The sequence below is a fragment of the Bifidobacterium porcinum genome (assembly GCF_055378475.1).
The window spans coordinates 597,122-614,946 of sequence record NZ_AP029603.1 but is presented as its reverse complement, the minus strand read 5'-3'; the positions used below and the strand labels follow the sequence as shown (position 1 = coordinate 614,946).

Sequence of the window (17,825 nt, the reverse complement as noted above, 5' to 3'; positions counted from 1 at the left end):
CCATACTGTTCACCGCCTCACTTGCTCTTCAGGGTGTCGTCATTGCTGCCATCGAAAATCGCGGCAGTGCTGTACCAGCAAGTCTTGCCTTGATGCTGGCTGTCCGGCCAAGTGACGAGCACAACCACGCGGGGCATCGGCGAATAGGTCGGACTAGAAGCGGTACCAGTGTTGAACGGGCCGGTCGGGAACTTCGTGGCGTCCGCGATGGATGCTGCATCAACGGCTTTGTTGCCTTCGCCGACATATTTGTACGCACCGACAGCGCCGGATGAAGTCACCAGACCTTGCTTCGACGCGGACAGGCAGGAAGCCTCGGCAGACAGGCGATAACATTTGCCGACAACCGTGCATACGGTATACGTGGCGCCTTCCCTGCTGGTCGTTGGTCTCGACCTTGGCCTGGATCGCCGTGGCGCTCGGAGAATCATTCCACCCCAGATCCATGGTATCTGAAGCGTTCTCAATCACATTGAAATCGGTAGCCGCCTTGAGCGCCCCCTGCGCCCCCGACTTGGACATGCCCGACGTGAGCGTAGAGAAAATCGTGTTGCCTTCTTTGCCCTTCACGCTTTCCTGTACCTGCTCCAACCCGATTCGGCAAGACCAACCGCGATGGCACGCTGCTGGTGTGCGTAAGAAGAATGCACGACGGTGACGGCGAACTGGGCAGCCGCCAGTCCGACGAGCGTCAACATGCCAATCGCCACGATGACCTCAACCATGGTGAAGCCGCGCTGCATACGTTTGAGCAGCGCCCGCCTCCTACCGTATGTATGGCCCACGGTTGTTCCCCTCTCTTATGCCGGGCGTCAACCCGTGCCGGGAACTTGTTTTCTCTCTCGTTTTCCGTATTACCCTGCTGCCAGTCAATGACCGCCAGATAATAGGTGAGCCCCGCAAAGCCTCAACCCTGCAGGGCGAATTGATGTCACGGCTTATGCGGATGCCATTCCAAAGCGCCTGTGGTGCTCTCGTGCTTGTATTCGGAATCACCCAAATCGCTGCCCCCTCGACGGTGTAGCAATCACCGCCGTTGGTGTCGCTGTAGCTGATGGTCACCTTGATGGTGTTGTCTTTGGACACTGTAATGGGGATGCCGCTGATGGTGCCGCCGGCCTGCGTAAATGTGCATTCCTTGTCGCTGCATGTCGTCGAAGAATCATTGGTCTTCATCGTCAGCTTTTCGCCGTCTTTGAGCTTGGTCATGGCGGTGGCGATGGTCACCTGGGCGTTGTTGCACATCGTTCTGCACGGATGAACGCCATGCCGACTTACGCTGATTCAGATAAATAGGGACCGCCACCCATACGAAGAAGACCGCCGTCACCAGTTGAATGCTTTTTATTCCCCACTCGTATGGGACGCCGAGACGTGCTGGAATCGCGAGCAACAGCCACCACAACGGCGGGTGTCCTTCGTAATGCGGGCGTACCAGCAAGAGATCATGCCATGAGCAGTCGCAGGCGATCAACCATGATTGCGCCTCATCGAACCAAGGTTCGTGGAAGCACATCACCACGATGACAACGACTGCGTACACAGCCAACACGACCCATTGTCAACAACGCGACTGGCCGTTTTTCATCTTCACCGCCAGATGATGCATGAAGTCCTTCTCCTCTCAGTTTGCCCGGCCGTAGCGAGACGTGCGCGTTGCAACGTCGACCCCGATAGTGTGATCGCAATCCGAGCGAGACCGATCTACACCAACCACACATCCACGCCGGCGCAAGGCGACCGAAAGACAACCGTGTCAGTGTCCCGGGAGATTCAGTGCTGTCAGCAACGCCTGGAAAAGACCTACGTCATTCGGACTCGGCAGGACATACGTAATCTCTTAATATTATCCGGAACCCTGAACCTCAGCGGCGTGCAATCTGCACGCGCCAATCCGCCCCGAATCCACCCCGTGTCCTCGGGCGTCCATACGATGGCTCACATAATCCAATGCAGGGGAGCCTGCCGCAAGGCAAGGCTGAGAAAGGCACCGTGCCTGACCCTTAGAACCTGTTGGTTAGAACCAGCGTAGGGAGCAATGATGAGCACAGACGCATCACCAGATATCACCGGCAGTACCAGCGCAGCCCTGAACGGAACACCGTTGCCAGCGGACGACCCCGAGCGCCAGCTGATTGCGAAGGCTGTGCGCGAGGTGAAGGACACCACGCCGCTCGCCCAATCATTCACGAACTTCGTGACCGTCAACCTTGTCGCCAACGCGCAGCTCGCGGCAGGCGGCACCGCGGCGATGAGCTACCTGCCGGACGATATCATCGACACCGCGGCAATCGCCAAGGCCACCTACATCAACGTCGGCACCCTGCTGCCGTTTTTCAAGGACGCGCTCGGCAACATCGCGCGGTCGCTGCAAGCCATGCACCACCCGTGGGTGCTTGACCCGGTCGCCGCCGGCATCGGACGCACCCGTTCCGCCATTCTGTGGGCATTCCGCTCCGCTCCTCCGACCATCGTACGGGGTAATGCATCGGAAATCATCGCGTTAGCGGGAATCTGGGATCTCAACGTCCCATCCGCTGGTTCCGATACAGGAGCCAAGGAGGGAACCACACGACCGGCAGGCGTCGAAGCTGTCGATGACGTGGACAGCGCCACAAACGCCGCAATCGTGATGGCGCGATATTTGCGCAGCTACGCGCCAAATCACCGTGCCGCTGTCGCCGTGTCCGGCGCCACAGATCTTGTCACCGACGGAGACACCGTGTACCGGTTGCCCGGCGGCAGCTCGATGATGACGAAAATCACCGGTGCCGGATGCTCGCTCGGCGGGGTCACCGCCACCTATCTCGCCGTAGCCGATCCGCTTACCGCCGCGCTGGCTGCGAGCGCACTGTACAACCGTGCCTCCGAGCAGGCTGCGGAAGGCTGCACCGGACCAGGAAGCTTCCAAACCCGATTCCTTGACGCGCTGTGGAACGTCACCGCCGAAGACATCGCCGCATCGCCAATCATCGTGTCACATGTCCCTACGTCGCAAAACAGCGTATCTCCAGACACCGCAGGCACGGCCTGACAAGTCGCAATCGAACCGCGCCAAGCATGTAGACGTTGCTCCATAGCCAAGGAAACACATCCGGCATGCCCGCAACGCCGTCGCGGTGAGACCAGCGGCGAGCAATGCATACGCAAACGTAATCATCCCATCGCCATATTTAGGTGAGATATCGCTGATATTGAGCGAATGAATCGTTTGCATAATATCAATGCATTCGGCAGTAAGCCCCAGCACGATACTTCAGAACTGCAGAACCAAGGGTCACAATCGGCCCAATAACAGAAAGAAACACCATGACCAACTACCCCTACGCCTCCATGCGGGACACCTTCGACTTGACCGCCTACTGCATCCTCGGGTCGCAAGATACCAAGGGACGCCCGATCGGCGATATCGTCGATGACGCGCTGCAAGGCGGCGCCACCTTCATCCAGCTGCGTGACAAAACCGCAGATGCCAAACAACTGACCGAAACCGCACGGGATATCGCGCAGATCATCGAAGACAACGACAAGTCCGACACGGTCGCCTTCGTCATCGACGACCGTGTGGACGTCGTCTGGCAGTGCCGCAATCTGGGTATCAAGGTCGACGGCGTGCATATCGGGCAGGACGACATGGACCCGCGCGAGGCGCGACAGCTGCTCGGCGACGACGCCATCATCGGCCTGAGCGCGGAAACCGAAAGCCTCGTCAAACTCATCAACGAACTGCCGAGCGGCTGCATCGACTACATCGGCGCTGCGCCGCTGCATCCCTCCACCACCAAGCCTGATGCCATCGTCGTCGAGGATGACGGTAGCAAGCATTTCCTGAGCATCGACTTGATCAACACCATCTGTACTGCCAGCGATTATCCGGTCGTCATCGGCGGCGGCGTGACACTTGCCGATATGCGCGATCTGGCCGCATCCAAGGCAGCCGGCTGGTTCGTAGTCTCGGCAATCGCCGGGGCTGAGGACCCGAAAGCCACCACCCAAGCGATGGTGGATGCGTGGCGCAGCGTACGCGGCAGCGGACATCACGGATACGCGGCGCGCACCATCTCGAGCGCACCGGCAACGGGGACAACATCTGTGGGGGACGCCAATGAGGTGACGGACGGCAATCCGCCCGCCACCTCACTCAACTGTTCACAAGCCGCCAAATCCGGCAACTTCACCAACGCAAAAGCTGCAAAGGAAGCCGCACGACTCGCCAAACAGCAGCGCGTCGACATCGCCGCACGCGGCTGCACACAACGCGACAAGGCGCACATCCGCAAAACCGAGCGCATCCATTTCGAGAACGAATCAGGCAGCTACGACCTCGACGTGCCCTACACCGAAATCAAACTCTCCGACACCCCCGGCGTCGGCCCGAACCCGCCGTTCCACGATTACAACACCGAAGGCCCCTCATGCGACCCGAAAGAAGGGCTCGCGCCACTACGTCTCGACTGGATCCGCGACCGAGGGGACGTCGTCGAATACGAAGGCCGCGAGCGCAACCTCGCCGATGACGGCAAGCGCGCGGTCCAACGCGGCAAGGCGACCAAGGAATGGCGCGGCCGCAAACACAATCCGCTCAAGGCCTCAGGGCATCCGGTCACGCAGATGTGGTATGCGCGGCACAACATCATCACGCCGGAAATGCGGTTCGTCGCAGCCCGCGAGCATTGCGACACCGAGCTGGTCCGTTCCGAACTCGCCGCCGGCCGTGCGGTCATGCCGTGCAATATCAACCATCCGGAAGCCGAGCCGATGATTATCGGGTCGAAATTCCTCACCAAACTCAACGCGAATATGGGCAATTCCGCCGTGTCGTCGTCCATTGATGAGGAGGTCGACAAGCTCACGTGGGCCACGAAGTGGGGCGCTGATACCGTGATGGACCTGTCCACCGGCAACGATATTCACACCACGCGCGAGTGGATCCTGCGTAACTCCCCCGTTCCGATTGGCACGGTGCCGATGTACCAGGCGCTGGAAAAAGTCGAGGATGATGCGACCAAGCTCAGCTGGGAGCTGTTCCGCGACACTGTAATCGAGCAGTGCGAACAGGGCGTGGATTACATGACCATCCACGCTGGCGTGTTGCTGCGGTACGTGCCGCTGACCGCGAACCGCGTGACCGGCATCGTCTCGCGCGGCGGTTCAATCATGGCGCAATGGTGCATGCAGCATGAGCGGGAAAGCTTCCTGTACACGCATTTCGACGAATTGTGCGAGATTTTCGCCAAATACGACGTGGCGTTCTCCCTCGGCGACGGCCTGCGACCCGGAAGTCTCGCCGACGCGAACGATGCAGCCCAAATCGCCGAACTCATGACGCTCGGCGAACTCACCCAGCGCGCATGGGATCATGACGTGCAGGTCATGGTCGAAGGACCGGGGCATATCCCCTTCGACACGGTGCGTATGAACATCGAAATGGAGCAGGCGATCTGCAAGGGCGCGCCGTTCTACACACTCGGCCCGCTGACCACCGACACCGCGCCCGGCTACGACCACATCACCTCGGCGATCGGCGGCGTGGAAATCGCACGCTACGGCACCGCCATGCTCTGCTACGTGACACCGAAAGAGCATCTGGGACTGCCGAATAAGGACGATGTCAAGCAGGGGGTCATCACGTACAAGATCGCCTGCCACGCGGCGGATATCGCCAAACACCACCCGCACGCGCAGGACCGTGACCTCGCGATTTCGAAGGCGCGTTTCGAATTCCGCTGGCTTGACCAGTTCAACCTGTCGTATGATCCGGACACCGCCATCGCCTACCATGACGACACGCTGCCTGCGGAACCTGCGAAAATGGCGCATTTCTGCTCGATGTGCGGACCGAAGTTCTGCTCGATGGCGATTTCGCAGAATATCCGCAAGAAGTACGGGAATGCTGCGGCCCAGGAACGAATCGTGGCAGGGGTTGACTCGCGCGGCGGCGCGGCAGGCGTGCAGGTTGGCGCGAATGTGAGCGGTATGAAAACTGCTGACGATGGTGATGGTACTGTTCTGACCGCCGCCGGTGCCGCCGCACCGACCGGCGCCAGTGCCGCTACCGGTGCGGAAGGAATCCACGCATGAGTGACACATTGCCGGTGCAAGCGCCTTCGCATGATTCGCTCAGCGGATCAGCGAAGCATGCAACCGAGACCCTGCCGGCCGTTCTCACCATCGCCGGCAGCGACTGCTCCGGCGGCGCAGGCATCCAAGCGGACCTGAAAACCATGCTCGCGTGCGGGGTCTACGGCATGAGCGCCATCACATCCATCACCGCGCAAAACACCCAAGGTGTCAGCGCGGTCGAAGACGTGAGCCCCGGTATCCTCGCCGCCCAGTTGGATGCTGTATACACCGATATTCCGCCTGCCGCTACAAAAATCGGCATGGTATCCAACGCCCGGCTCATCGAAGTGATCGGGGATGCGCTGCGAACGTATCAAGCCGCAAACGTCGTGCTTGACCCCGTCATGGTTTCTTCCAGCGGAACACGGCTGCTCGACGAGAACGCTGAAAGCGCCTTGACCGGCCTGTTCGGACTGTGCCGGCTCATCACCCCGAACATTCCCGAAGCAGAAGTACTCTGCGAGCTGGCTGCCGGCTCAATCGACACCCCGGATGCGATGGCGGACGCCGCCAGACGCATGGCTGCGCGCTACGGATGCGCGGTCTTGGTCAAAGGCGGGCACAGCGTGCAGGGCGCAAACGACGTGGTGGCCGAACCGGACGGTGACGTGACTTGGTTCCGCGGCGAGCATATCGACAATCCCAACACACACGGGACTGGATGCACGCTTTCGAGCGCGATTGCGAGCGCACTGGCACGAGGAGAGACATTGACGTCGGCGATTCGCGACGGCAAGGCTTACCTGACCGGTGCCATCGGCGCGGGACTGGATTTGGGTCACGGTTCGGGGCCTATGGATCACGCGTGGCGATGGCGGTGACAGCGGAAGTGACGACAGAGGTGCGACAAGCGTGATCTGACAGTGACAATGACGATGATGGTGACGATGACCGCGGCTGTGGTCTCGGCAATGTCCTCGACAGTGGCGAACGTTCCTCGTCATCGTGACCGGAGATAATCGATGTCGACAATAATCAACAACAATCAGCCGTGAATCCGCGCAGCCCCAGAACGACTTCTTGCGGATTCCCATGAGAAAGGACGAATCATGACCCTCGATCGCAATGCGGAACGTCAGCAAGTACCTGTCGATCCCGAAACCGGCAAACCATATATCAACACCGTTGCCGCCGTCGCTATCAGTCCCGCCGGGGCAAGCCCCGAAAAATCGACGTATGTGGCGCAAGCGGTCGATGTCATCCGCCAATCCGGGCTGCCCAACGAAACCAACGCCATGTTCACCAATATTGAAGGCGACCTCGATCAGGTGCTCGCCACCATTCGCGATGCGACCATGAAGCTCGCTGGGCAGGGATACCGCACTGATGTGGTCATCCGGCTGGACATCCGCCCCGGATTCAGCGGGCAGATTCACGCCAAGCAGGAACTCGTCAACGAAATCCTCGACGGGAAGGCCGAACAGGCGAAGTGACAGCGATCTTGCCGTGGTGTGACAGTGGCGTCGCACCACGGCGAGATACCGACCAATCCGGCAATGCCACCCGAGATATCCAGCCGGGGTACAACGCAACAATCACACCGCAGCAAAACACCAACCAATCCAACGCCGCAGCCGGACATATCCCACCGCCACGCAACACAACAGTCGCACCGCAGCAAGATTCGCAATACCCCGCGCACAGCGAATTTGACAACACATCGCTTACAATGGTCGCCGGTAGCAACAGCAAGAAGAAAGGCCAAGCTATCCATGACCACCATGCAGGACGTCGCTGACATCGCAGGAGTGTCAAAAGCCAGCGTATCCCTCGTACTCAACGGCCGTGACGCCGGACACGTCAAGCCGCAGACCGCGGAACTCATTCGACAGACCGCCGCAAAGCTCGGCTATCATCCCAACCAACTGGCGCGCAGTCTACGCACCAGCCGCACGCATATGCTCGGCTTCATCAGCGAAGAAGTCGCCACCACCCCATACGCAGGCGGCATCATCCTCGGCGCGCAAGACGCGGCCAGCTCATACGGGTACGTGCTTCTCACCGTCAGCACCGACGGCATGGCAAACGAAGAGCAAGAGCTCACCGCACTCCGACGGTACGGTGTCGACGGATTCCTGTATTCGAAAATGTCCAACCGCATCACCGACGTACCTCAAACCCTCACCGATTATCCGCTGGTTCTTCTCGACGCCACCGACCGCAACAAACGATTCCCCAGCGTCGAACCCGACGAATTCCGAATCGGATACGACGCCACCAAACGGCTGATCGACGCAGGATGCAAACGAATCGCATACGTCGGGTGCTCGGAGCCGCTCATCGCACAACCCCGACGCCTGCGCGGATACCAGGCCGCGCTCAGCGACGCCGGGATGCCAATCGACGACGCGCTACACGTCGACGTGCTCAACAACGGGCCGGCATTACGAGCAGTCAGCAAACTGTTCGACGAGCAGCAGCCGGACGGGTTCTTCTGCTTCAACGATGCCCGCGCATGGTACGTGTATGAATGCGCGGCGCGACGGGGGCTGACCGTGGGACGCGATATTTCCGTGGTCGGTGTGGATAACCACCGCGTGTTCGCCGAAACCCTCGAACCGCTCTTGACCACAGTCGAACTGCCGCATTACGAGATGGGGTATTGGGGGGCGTGTCGGCTGATTTCCATCATCGAAGGGCATGACGTCGACACCTCGGTGTGGCCGGAGACGACCGCTCCCCTGCCGCCGCTCGACGCGCCAATCCCCGCGACGATCCACTGCAAGCTCATCGACAAGAAGTCGGTGCGCGAGTAGTGCGCATGGTCGCGGAAGGCGGCGATACGGTGGGCGAGATTGTTGCGATCGGCTGTCATATCCGTCGATCGCGCAGTGGCAAGATACCAAATCAACTACCAATGGAACCCGGCCAACCACGCCGTAGCGCGACCGTCCGGTCACACCACGACAAGATGCCCCCTAATCACCCTAAACCGAACGGCATCACCATGCCGTGCGGCCGACCGGTCACACCACAGTGAGATATCCGATTCCCCGGCTGCGTCTCGTCACACCTCCGGCCACACCCCGGCTACACCCCCGGCTACACCCCTCCGAACATGCCGCCGGCCACGCCGCACCGCACTCCATTCCGCCGCATCGCAGCGTACCGTTTCTCCACAAGTTGCACGCACAAGCCGCACGACACGCCGCACGTAAACCGATTGACGTAAACCGTTTTACCCCCTATTGTTATCCATACAGCAAAGCGCAGCAGCCTTGCCAAACCAGCTCGCTACTGGCACCGACAAATCAACATCAATACAAGCCAAAGGACAATGACGCAACCGCATAGCAGCGGAATCTACCAGAAAGAGACCATCATGGATAAGACACACACCAAGAAATCGCCATCGACATGGAGCAATCCCTCCTACTTGCAAAGCTCGTTCGGCATCTTCATGTTCTTCTGCTCGTGGGGCATCTGGTGGTCCTTCTTCTCCCGCTGGCTCACCGATCCCACGCACGGACTGGGCATGACCTCTGCACAGCAAGGTGAAATCTACTCGATCAACTCGCTGGCGACGCTCATCATCATGTTCGCCTACGGCACGATTCAAGACCAGCTCGGCATCAAGCGCCGCCTGGTTGTTGTTGTTTCGGCGATCGCGGCATGCGTCGGCCCGTTCGTGCAGTTCGTGTATGCGCCGATGCTCAACGCCGGCGGCACGGTCCGCATGATCGGCGTGCTGCTCGGCTCGGTGGTGCTGTCCGCCGGATTCATGGCGGGCTGCTCGCTCATCGAAGCGGTCACGGAACGCTATTCACGCCATTTCGGCTTCGAATACGGCCAGTCACGCGCCTGGGGCTCCTTCGGCTACGCGATTGTCGCCTTGTGCGCCGGCTTCCTGTTCAACATCAACCCGATGCTCAACTTCTGGGTCAGCTCGCTGTTCGGGGTGGGTATGCTGTGCGTCTACCTGTTCTGGGTTCCTTCCGAGCAGAAGGATGAGCTGCGCAAGGAAGCCGACCCGAATGCCGCTCCGACCAACCCGTCGCTCAAGGAAATGGTCTCCGTCCTCAAGATGCCGACCCTGTGGGTGCTCATCGTATTCATGCTGCTGACCAACACCTTCTACACCGTGTTCGACCAGCAGATGTTCCCGAACTATTACGCCTCCCTGTTCCCCACCACGGAAATCGGCAACGCGACATACGGCACGCTCAATTCGTTCCAGGTGTTCCTCGAGTCGGCCATGATGGGTGTCGTTCCGATCATCATGCGCAAGATCGGCGTGCGCAACGCGCTGCTGTTGGGCGCCACGGTGATGTTCCTGCGCATCGGCCTGTGCGGCGTGTTCCACGATCCCGTCGCCGTGTCCATCGTCAAGCTGTTCCACTCCATCGAGGTGCCGCTGTTCTGCCTGCCTGCGTTCCGCTACTTCACCTTGCACTTCGACACGAAGCTGTCCGCGACCCTGTACATGGTGGGCTTCCAGATTGCATCCCAGGTCGGTCAGGTGATCTTCTCCACTCCGCTGGGCGCGCTGCATGACCATTTGGGTGACCGTCCGACCTTCTTCACCATTTCGGGCATTGTGCTCGCGGCGTTGATTTACGGCATCTTCGTGATCAAGCGCGACGATCAGGAAGTCGGTGGCGATCCGTTCTACACCGACAAGCAAAAGCGTGCAATGGAGGCGGCAGCCGGTTCTCAGAGCTGACGCTCGGTCTGACATGCAGGACAGGTGTCGGTTCAGGACTGACGTCATTCGGTACCGACGTTCAGAACCGACATCTACGCCGAACGGCCGTCTTCCCCTTCGCTCCAGAATCCTTTGATTCCCGACTCCTTCTCTGACCGCTTCCGCAAGCGGCACGCTTCCCAAGCCATCGCCCGTCTTGCGGAAGCGGTCAGCGCCACACAACCACATCATCAATCACAACAATCACATCAATTACATCAATCAAATCAAGGATGATTATGACCAACACCACTCACACCGAAGGCTCGCAGAACACCGCGACGACCTTCGCTTCCGGTTTCACTCCAGCGCAGCCAGTGCTCACACCCATCCGCGACCATGCACTGCAGCTTGAACAAGCGGAGGCGGGCGTCCGCAAACTCGCCGCAACCCGCAACGACCGCTGGTACCCCCTGTTCCATATCGCTTCCAACGGCGGCTGGATCAACGACCCCAACGGGCTGTGCCACTACAAAGGCCGCTGGCATGTCTTCTACCAGCTTCACCCGTACGGCACGCAGTGGGGCCCCATGCACTGGGGACACGTTTCCTCTCCCGACATGCTGCATTGGCGGCGCGAACCGATTATGTTCGCCCCGTCGCTCGAGCAGGAAAAAGACGGCGTGTTCTCCGGTTCGGCAGTGATTGGCGATGACGGCAAGTTGCGCTTCTACTACACCGGGCATCGTTGGGCCAACGGGCACGACAACGCCGATGGCGACTGGCAGGTGCAGATGCTCGCCGAGGCCGACAACGATGAGCTCACCCACGCCACCAAGCGCGGCATGATCATCGATTGCCCGCTCGACCGCGTCTCGCACAACTATCGCGACCCGAAAGTGTGGAAAACCGGTGACACCTGGTACATGACCTTCGGTGTGACTTCCAAGGAGCATCGCGGCCAGATGTGGTTGTTCTCTTCGCATGACATGGTGCGCTGGACCTACGAGCGCGTGCTGTTCGAACACCCCGACCCTGACGTGTATATGCTCGAATGCCCTGATTTCTTCCCGATTCGCGACTCTCATGGGCGGGAACGTTGGGTCATTGGTTTCTCCGCGATGGGCGCCAAGCCGAACGGATTCATGAATCGCAACGTGAGCAACGCCGGATACATCATCGGCGACTGGACACCTGGCGAGGCCTTCGAGCCGGACAGTGAGTTCCGTCTGTGGGATTGGGGGCACAACTTCTACGCCCCGCAATCCTTCGTCGACGGCGACCGGCACATCATGTACGGCTGGATGAGCCCGTTCACTCCGCCGATCCCCATGGAAGACGACGGTTGGTGCGGCAATCTCACCCTGCCGCGCGAGATCACGCTCGGTGACGATGGCGATCTGCACACCACTCCGGTGGCGGAAATGACGGGGTTGCGCGAACACACCACCGAATTGGGCCCGACCCGGCTGGATACCAACGAGCTGAAGACCATCATGACCGATGCACAAGCGGTGGAAATCGAAATGACCATCGACCTGCGTGAAACAACCGCGGAGCGCGCGGGGCTGCGTGTCCACGCGACCGATGACGGCGCATTCACCGCAATCGGCTACGATGCGCAGACGCAGCGAGTGGTCATCGACCGTCAGGCGGCGGCGCGAGGCGATCGCGGGTACCGTGCCGCGCCGCTGAGCGAGCAGGAACTGACGTCGGGATTGCTCAAGCTGCGTGTGTTCGTCGACCGCGGTTGCGTCGAGGTGTATATCAATGACGGCCGTCAGGTGATGAGTTCCTACAGCTACCCGTCTGCCGGGCCGCGGGCGGTTATGCTCGCCACCGAATCCGGCGGCATGGTGGTGCGCGACCTCACTGTGCACACCCTCGCATCGATCGGGCTTGCCGACAAGCGGTGATTTGCATACTGTAATCAACAATCAACTGCGGGTATTGGCGCGCGGTGCGATGACTCAGCCGCACCGCGCGCCAATACCTTTTGTTCCACCCGCGCAACCAGCGGTATCTCGCCGCCATGCAACCGCCCCGCCGCACCACGGCGGGATATCCCCCGGTCCGACCAAGAAACCCGGCCAACCACATCACTCAGCGACCAACCAGTCGCACCGCGGCGAGATATTGCTGTTCCCTCTCCTGTCCAGTCCGCCACGTTCCCCTATCTCGCCAATCTTGCCTATCTTGCCCATTATTTCCCCAGCGATTTCTGATATTCCGCGGTTGTTGCTCACCTGAACGGTTAATCCTGCGTACAATGGGGGGTATGGTCACCATGAAGGATATTGCAGCAAAGGCGTGCGTATCAATCTCCACAGTCTCACTGGTCATCAACCACCGCGACAAAGGTCGCGTCAAACCCGACATTGCGGCGACTATTTGGAAAGTCGCCGAAGAACTCGGATATCATCCGAACGCCATGGCCCGCTCATTACGCAGCGGCCGGACACACACCATCACTTTTATCAGTGACCAAGTCGCCACCACCCCGTACGCGGGCGAAATCATTCACGGTGCCGAAGATGCAGCCCGCCAACTCGGGTACATGATGTTCATCATCGATGCCGACGACGAACGCGACATCAGCGGCGACATCGACCGCATGCTCAGCTGGGGCGTGGACGGTTACATTTACGCCAAATTCGCCAACCGGTACATCAGCGTGCCGCCGACACTCGACGATATGCAGGTCGTCGTCGTCAACGCCGAGGAGCGCACCGTCATCCACCCGCGAATCGAGCCGGACGAATTCTCAATCGGATACGACGCCACAACACGACTGATCCACGCCGGATGCCGCCGCATCGCATACATCGGCTGCGATGAGCCTGCCATCGCCCAAGTCGGACGGTTCAAAGGGTATCGTCAGGCGCTGAAAGACGCGGGAATACCATTCGACAAGCGGCTGACCAGCAGGGTCTCCCACGGTCGCCCCGCTCTCGAAGCCGTGTGCAAACTGCTGGACGACACGCATCCGGACGGCGTGTTCGCGTTCAACGACGCGCGTGCGGTCTACGTGTATGATTACGCGTTCCAGCATGGGCTGACCATCGGCGAGGACCTGTCAGTCATCGGCGTGGACAATCATGAAGTCATCTGCGATACCACCGTACCGACGTTAACCAGCGTGGAACTGCCCCACTACGAAATGGGCTTCTGGGGAGCGTGCAAAATCATCTCCATGATCGAAGGCACCGACCCGATCGCGCAGAATCGTGTCACGCCATCATACAATGCCGCGTCCATGCCGCCGTTGGATACTGACGGTCCTGCGCGCATTCATTGTGCCATCGTTGAAAAGGAATCCATCGTCGGCGGCCCGCGCACGCACGACGATTCCGAACCGGCGCAGACCGCTGGGAGCAACGCGAATCCGAGCTCATCTGCTCCTGCCGACGGCTCACGACTCACTCAGCGTCGATAGAAGCCTCTGCCGACACTTACGACACCCTGAGCATCGGCAGGAGCAGACATAGGTCACCCGGCATCGGCACACAGTTGATGATTGTGACGCGGATCAACACAGACGCCGGCACCAAACAGACCAACTAGGCGGGCCAAGCTTTACTTCTTCACTCCACCGAACCGACGATCACGATGAATGTAGTGATCAATCGACCGCCAGAACGCCTCACGCCCATAGTCAGGGAACAATTCCGGCACAAAATCGTATTCCGCGTAAGCCGCTTCCCACGCAAGGAAGTTCGAGGTACGCTGCTCCCCCGACGTGCGGATCACCAAATCGCAGTCAGGAATATCCGGGTTATACATGTGCTCGGCGATCATCTTCTCAGTCACACGATCACCCTTGATTTTGCCCTCGCGCACCTCACGCGCGATATCCGCACACGCGTCCGCGATTTCGGCACGACCGCCATAATTGATGCAGAACACCACGTCGATGACCTTGTTGTTCTTCGTGCGTTCCATCGCCATCTCAAGTTCATCAATCACCGACTTCCACAACCGCGGACGACGGCCAGCCCAACGCACGCGCACACCCCACTCGTCCATCTGGGCGACACGACGATGGATGATATCGCGAGAAAAGCCCATCAGGAACCGCACTTCCTGCGGCGAGCGCTTCCAGTTCTCCGTGGAGAAGGTGTACAAGCTCAAATATCTGACGCCACATTCAATTGCGGCAGCGATCGTGTCGAACACCACCGGTTCGGCAGCCTGATGGCCATCGGTGCGGATCAGCCCGCGCTGCTTCGCCCAGCGGCCATTGCCGTCCATAATCACGCCGACATGACGCGGCACCTTGTCCTTCGGGAAATCCGGGATGATTGATGGGTCAGAGAATGGGGCCGCCGGCACATCCAGCGACTTGTAATCCACATGTTCGAAAGCCATGATTACGAATCTAACAAGCGCAGCGAACGAATCGGCCGTTCCATATAGTATTCTCCCCATTCCTCGACAAGTTTGCGCGTGTCGGCACGTTCCGCGAGCGTGTCAAGAATCGCCCAATCACCCTCCACCAACGCCTGAAGCTGTTCGCGTGTATCCAGCGTGATCCGCCACGAGCCAGGGACATGATCTTTCACGCACATCACGCCGCCCGCGGGAACAGAGAAGAAATCCAGATCATCACGTCCGCCACATACCACGCACGCATCAAGACGAGGCGTCCAACCGGCGTGCGACAACGCGCGCAACACATACGAATCCCCGATCGCCGCACACGGGTGCGCATGACGGGACAGCGCATTCAACGCCCCCGCCAACAGCAGATACTGGGCGGCAGAAGGCTCATTCTCCGTGGAAATCAAACGGTCGGCGGTCTCGACTATCTCGCATGCAGCCGCATACGCTTCAAAATCGCCGACAATACCCGCAGCATACGTTGAAATCGAAGCCGCCTGCGACACCACGTCGAGAGAACGGCCTTCAGCGATCAACAGGTCATCGCGCATAAACGGCTCGAGTCTGCCGCCGAATCTTGATTTGACACGACGGACGCCTTTCGCCACCGCCCGGATCTTGCCATGGTTGCGCGTGAGAATAGTGACGATGCGATCCGCCTCGCCGAGCTTGATGGTGCGCAGCACCACGCCCTCATCACGATACAGGGGCATAACGCCGACCTTCCGCTGCGCGACATGCCGTCCGACAGGCGACGCGAACCCGACACCGCACGCGATATCTCATCCGTTGCATTTCAGTTGATGATCTTTCAGTACATAAACCTTCAGTAGATGATCGTTCAGTAGATGAACAATCCCCAGAACGCGAAGAACAGCAGCACATGGAACATGGCGAACGCCGTCACCCAGAACAGCACCCGGGCGAAGCGCTTCGAAGCGAGCACCGGTTCACGGCCGCTCACCACATCGCCAATCGCGCCTTTGCGCGGAGGCAGCTGCGCAAGACCGCGGGTTTTCGCGACTTCAATCAGCCGTGTGAACACGCGCGACCACGCCCACACCACCAATGTGCACACCACTTGGATGACTGGCCAACTCCAATACATCATGCCCGGATCCTCCGCCGGCGCGCCACCCCACGCGAGTTGCACAATACCCATCACCACTTGGCCGAAGCCGCCGCAGAATAGGAGGAACGTGGCGAGCGTGGTAATCGTCAGACTCAGGAGAGCCCCACCGAACCCGTATTTGAAGCCGAGCGCGGGCCCTTTCCCGCGAATCATGAACACGATTTTCCGTATCAACGCCACTATGCCGATTATCAAGGTAAGCAGCAGCGTGACCAGCATCGCGATATGAATCCAAGCCCCGTACAGGGTCAGACCGCGATCGGCGTGCAAATCCTTCGGAACAGCAATCGACTGGTAGAGTGTCGTTCCCGCCGCCCGTTCACTGGTCTGTTCAAGCCCGGCAGCGGTGCCGACCATCCAAGAAACCATGTCTTTGACATAATCGTCCGCGAATCCGGTGCCGGAATCCGCCTCATTGCCCAATCGCAGGACATGATTCGCCACCGGATAGCTGCGAATGGTCACATCCCAATTGCCCGACCGGTGCGCCAAATCGAGAATCTCCCGAGCCCCTTCGACCTGAGCGGTCATCACATCCTTCGAACCATAGGCGACGAAAGTGGGGATGGAATAGGCGGCAGGCTGTTCGATGTCGAGATCGAAATTCTTCAAACCGAACAGGGTGCCGTCCATATCGAACACACGGCGCACGATTGACTGGTATCCGCTATGCGCACCGACCAGAGTGAAATCTTGTGAAGCGAGGAAGCCGAGCGACTGTCGCGGGGAGAACACCATCGGGCTGAGCAGCACCTGGAACGCGATCTTCGGATCCAGCCGCAACAGGTACGAGCTGATCCATGTGCTTTCGGATGTCGCATAAATGCCGACTTTGGCGGCATTGACTTGTTTCAGCGATCGCAGATAGTTGATTGTCTGATCGTAGATTTTCGCGGAGGCCGGATAGTCCCGGGTGATGTCTGTCGTTGACCATATCGGTTTGTCGATGACCGCGGTCACGAAACCGGCCGATGACAACGAATAGGCGACATCGCCGAACGAGTTGTCACAGGTTCCGTACCCGGCGCCGTGCATGAACACGACACCTGGACGGTTCGACCCGGCGCCTTTCGGCTCGCGGATCAGCACGCGTATATGCTGGATTTCGCCCGTGGATGGGCGTTTCGCATCGAGGGTGATATAGCGCTGAGTGACCTTGTAGGTGCCGACCGACGGCAAGGCATGGCCTGTGGTGTTGTTGAACGTGACTGATGTGTCGCCGGTGAGCATGGACATGGTTTGCCCAGTCGGCTGGATGTTCGCGCTGACGGCGGTGATATGGGAGACGCCTACGAGAATGCCGAGCAGAATGATGAAAATGGGAACGCTGACGGCGAGACGATGTCCGCGGGACCATGCGACGGGCTCCTGCTTGGGCTGGCGGGCGCGCTCGGCAGTTGTGTCGGTGGGTAGCGTCTCAGCGGGTAGTGTGCCGGTCTGGCGAGCAGTCGGTTCAGCGGCATGCATATCGGACCGATGGACGGCTTCTTGGCCGGTTGAGGAGCTGCTCTGGCGTTCTTCCTGATTCGACACATCAACTATTCTAACGAGAACCATGGCCGTTCA

General features: G+C 59.7%; 14 protein-coding genes, 1 pseudogene and 1 riboswitch. Of the genes and pseudogenes, 8 read left to right on the top strand and 7 right to left on the bottom strand.

Features of this window, described 5'->3' with window-relative positions:
* Positions 1-17: 17 nt before the first annotated feature.
* The 4 genes and pseudogenes from ACZ41G_RS02210 to ACZ41G_RS02195 form a co-directional block, all read right to left on the bottom strand.
* On the bottom strand, positions 18-281 hold the full coding sequence (locus ACZ41G_RS02210; protein WP_464145698.1) for a hypothetical protein: 264 nt from the start codon (positions 279-281) through the stop codon (positions 18-20).
* A 285-nt stretch (positions 282-566) separates the two neighbouring features.
* On the bottom strand, positions 567-743 hold the full coding sequence (locus ACZ41G_RS02205) for a type IV pilus modification PilV family protein (RefSeq protein ID WP_464145696.1): 177 nt from the start codon (positions 741-743) through the stop codon (positions 567-569).
* A gap of 22 nt (positions 744-765) precedes the next feature.
* Positions 766-1,209 (bottom strand): hypothetical protein, encoded by a 444-nt coding sequence (locus ACZ41G_RS02200; protein WP_464145694.1) that lies wholly within the window; start codon positions 1,207-1,209, stop codon positions 766-768.
* Between the two features lie 94 nt (positions 1,210-1,303).
* Positions 1,304-1,516, bottom strand: a pseudogene (locus ACZ41G_RS02195) (hypothetical protein); the annotation flags it as partial.
* A 428-nt stretch (positions 1,517-1,944) separates the two neighbouring features.
* Positions 1,945-2,052: riboswitch (TPP riboswitch) on the top strand.
* On the opposite strand from ACZ41G_RS02195, the gene thiM reads away from it, so the two are divergent.
* The 8 genes from thiM to ACZ41G_RS02155 all read left to right on the top strand — a co-directional run bounded on the left by thiM (position 2,042) and on the right by ACZ41G_RS02155 (position 14,183).
* Entirely contained in the window at positions 2,042-3,034 is a 993-nt protein-coding gene (gene thiM, locus ACZ41G_RS02190; protein WP_464146184.1) for a hydroxyethylthiazole kinase, read from the top strand. Its footprint overlaps the riboswitch before it by 11 nt.
* A 275-nt stretch (positions 3,035-3,309) precedes the next feature.
* On the top strand, positions 3,310-6,081 hold the full coding sequence (gene thiC, locus ACZ41G_RS02185; protein ID WP_464145692.1) for a phosphomethylpyrimidine synthase ThiC: 2,772 nt from the start codon (positions 3,310-3,312) through the stop codon (positions 6,079-6,081).
* Positions 6,078-6,944: a bifunctional hydroxymethylpyrimidine kinase/phosphomethylpyrimidine kinase gene (gene thiD, locus ACZ41G_RS02180; protein ID WP_464145690.1), complete on the top strand. Its 867-nt coding sequence runs from the start codon at positions 6,078-6,080 to the stop codon at positions 6,942-6,944. The genes thiC and thiD overlap by 4 nt, the downstream gene beginning before the upstream one ends.
* 228 nt (positions 6,945-7,172) lie before the next feature.
* Positions 7,173-7,556, top strand: a complete 384-nt coding sequence (locus ACZ41G_RS02175) for a thiamine-binding protein (protein WP_101451928.1) — start codon at positions 7,173-7,175, stop codon at positions 7,554-7,556.
* 279 nt (positions 7,557-7,835) lie between these two features.
* A complete protein-coding gene (locus ACZ41G_RS02170) occupies positions 7,836-8,879 on the top strand; it encodes a LacI family DNA-binding transcriptional regulator (RefSeq protein ID WP_321046952.1) in 1,044 nt (347 codons plus the stop codon).
* A 566-nt stretch (positions 8,880-9,445) separates the two neighbouring features.
* Positions 9,446-10,786 carry an oligosaccharide MFS transporter gene (locus tag ACZ41G_RS02165; RefSeq protein WP_464145687.1) on the top strand — a complete coding sequence of 447 codons (1,341 nt, stop codon included), beginning with the start codon at positions 9,446-9,448 and terminating at the stop codon, positions 10,784-10,786.
* A 260-nt stretch (positions 10,787-11,046) separates the two neighbouring features.
* Entirely contained in the window at positions 11,047-12,663 is a 1,617-nt protein-coding gene (locus tag ACZ41G_RS02160) for a glycoside hydrolase family 32 protein (RefSeq protein WP_464145685.1), read from the top strand.
* Positions 12,664-13,025: 362 nt separating this feature from the next.
* Positions 13,026-14,183, top strand: coding sequence for a LacI family DNA-binding transcriptional regulator (locus tag ACZ41G_RS02155; protein WP_464145683.1), 1,158 nt, complete (start codon positions 13,026-13,028; stop codon positions 14,181-14,183).
* Positions 14,184-14,323: 140 nt separating this feature from the next.
* On the opposite strand, the gene ACZ41G_RS02150 is transcribed toward ACZ41G_RS02155, so the two are convergent.
* From ACZ41G_RS02150 to ACZ41G_RS02140, 3 genes are all read right to left on the bottom strand, one after another.
* Positions 14,324-15,115: an isoprenyl transferase gene (locus ACZ41G_RS02150; protein WP_033505063.1), complete on the bottom strand. Its 792-nt coding sequence runs from the start codon at positions 15,113-15,115 to the stop codon at positions 14,324-14,326.
* Positions 15,116-15,117: 2 nt separating this feature from the next.
* The gene (gene recO / locus ACZ41G_RS02145) at positions 15,118-15,840 is read right to left on the bottom strand and encodes a DNA repair protein RecO (protein ID WP_033505062.1); all 723 of its coding nucleotides are present in this window, start codon (positions 15,838-15,840) and stop codon (positions 15,118-15,120) included.
* A gap of 128 nt (positions 15,841-15,968) precedes the next feature.
* Positions 15,969-17,726, bottom strand: a complete 1,758-nt coding sequence (locus ACZ41G_RS02140; RefSeq protein ID WP_464146182.1) for an alpha/beta hydrolase family protein — start codon at positions 17,724-17,726, stop codon at positions 15,969-15,971.
* Between the last annotated feature and the right edge of the window lie 99 nt (positions 17,727-17,825).

Coding starts and splice junctions, on each gene's coding strand:
- ACZ41G_RS02140 (WP_464146182.1), bottom strand. CDS start 17,726: ATGCATGCCGCTGAACCGACTGCTCGCCAGACCGGCACACTACCCGCT.
- ACZ41G_RS02165 (WP_464145687.1), top strand. CDS start 9,446: ATGGATAAGACACACACCAAGAAATCGCCATCGACATGGAGCAATCCC.
- ACZ41G_RS02155 (WP_464145683.1), top strand. CDS start 13,026: ATGGTCACCATGAAGGATATTGCAGCAAAGGCGTGCGTATCAATCTCC.
- recO (WP_033505062.1), bottom strand. CDS start 15,840: ATGCCCCTGTATCGTGATGAGGGCGTGGTGCTGCGCACCATCAAGCTC.
- ACZ41G_RS02170 (WP_321046952.1), top strand. CDS start 7,836: ATGACCACCATGCAGGACGTCGCTGACATCGCAGGAGTGTCAAAAGCC.
- thiC (WP_464145692.1), top strand. CDS start 3,310: ATGACCAACTACCCCTACGCCTCCATGCGGGACACCTTCGACTTGACC.
- ACZ41G_RS02200 (WP_464145694.1), bottom strand. CDS start 1,209: ATGACCAAGCTCAAAGACGGCGAAAAGCTGACGATGAAGACCAATGAT.
- ACZ41G_RS02205 (WP_464145696.1), bottom strand. CDS start 743: ATGCAGCGCGGCTTCACCATGGTTGAGGTCATCGTGGCGATTGGCATG.
- ACZ41G_RS02160 (WP_464145685.1), top strand. CDS start 11,047: ATGACCAACACCACTCACACCGAAGGCTCGCAGAACACCGCGACGACC.
- thiM (WP_464146184.1), top strand. CDS start 2,042: ATGAGCACAGACGCATCACCAGATATCACCGGCAGTACCAGCGCAGCC.
- ACZ41G_RS02150 (WP_033505063.1), bottom strand. CDS start 15,115: ATGGCTTTCGAACATGTGGATTACAAGTCGCTGGATGTGCCGGCGGCC.
- ACZ41G_RS02175 (WP_101451928.1), top strand. CDS start 7,173: ATGACCCTCGATCGCAATGCGGAACGTCAGCAAGTACCTGTCGATCCC.
- thiD (WP_464145690.1), top strand. CDS start 6,078: ATGAGTGACACATTGCCGGTGCAAGCGCCTTCGCATGATTCGCTCAGC.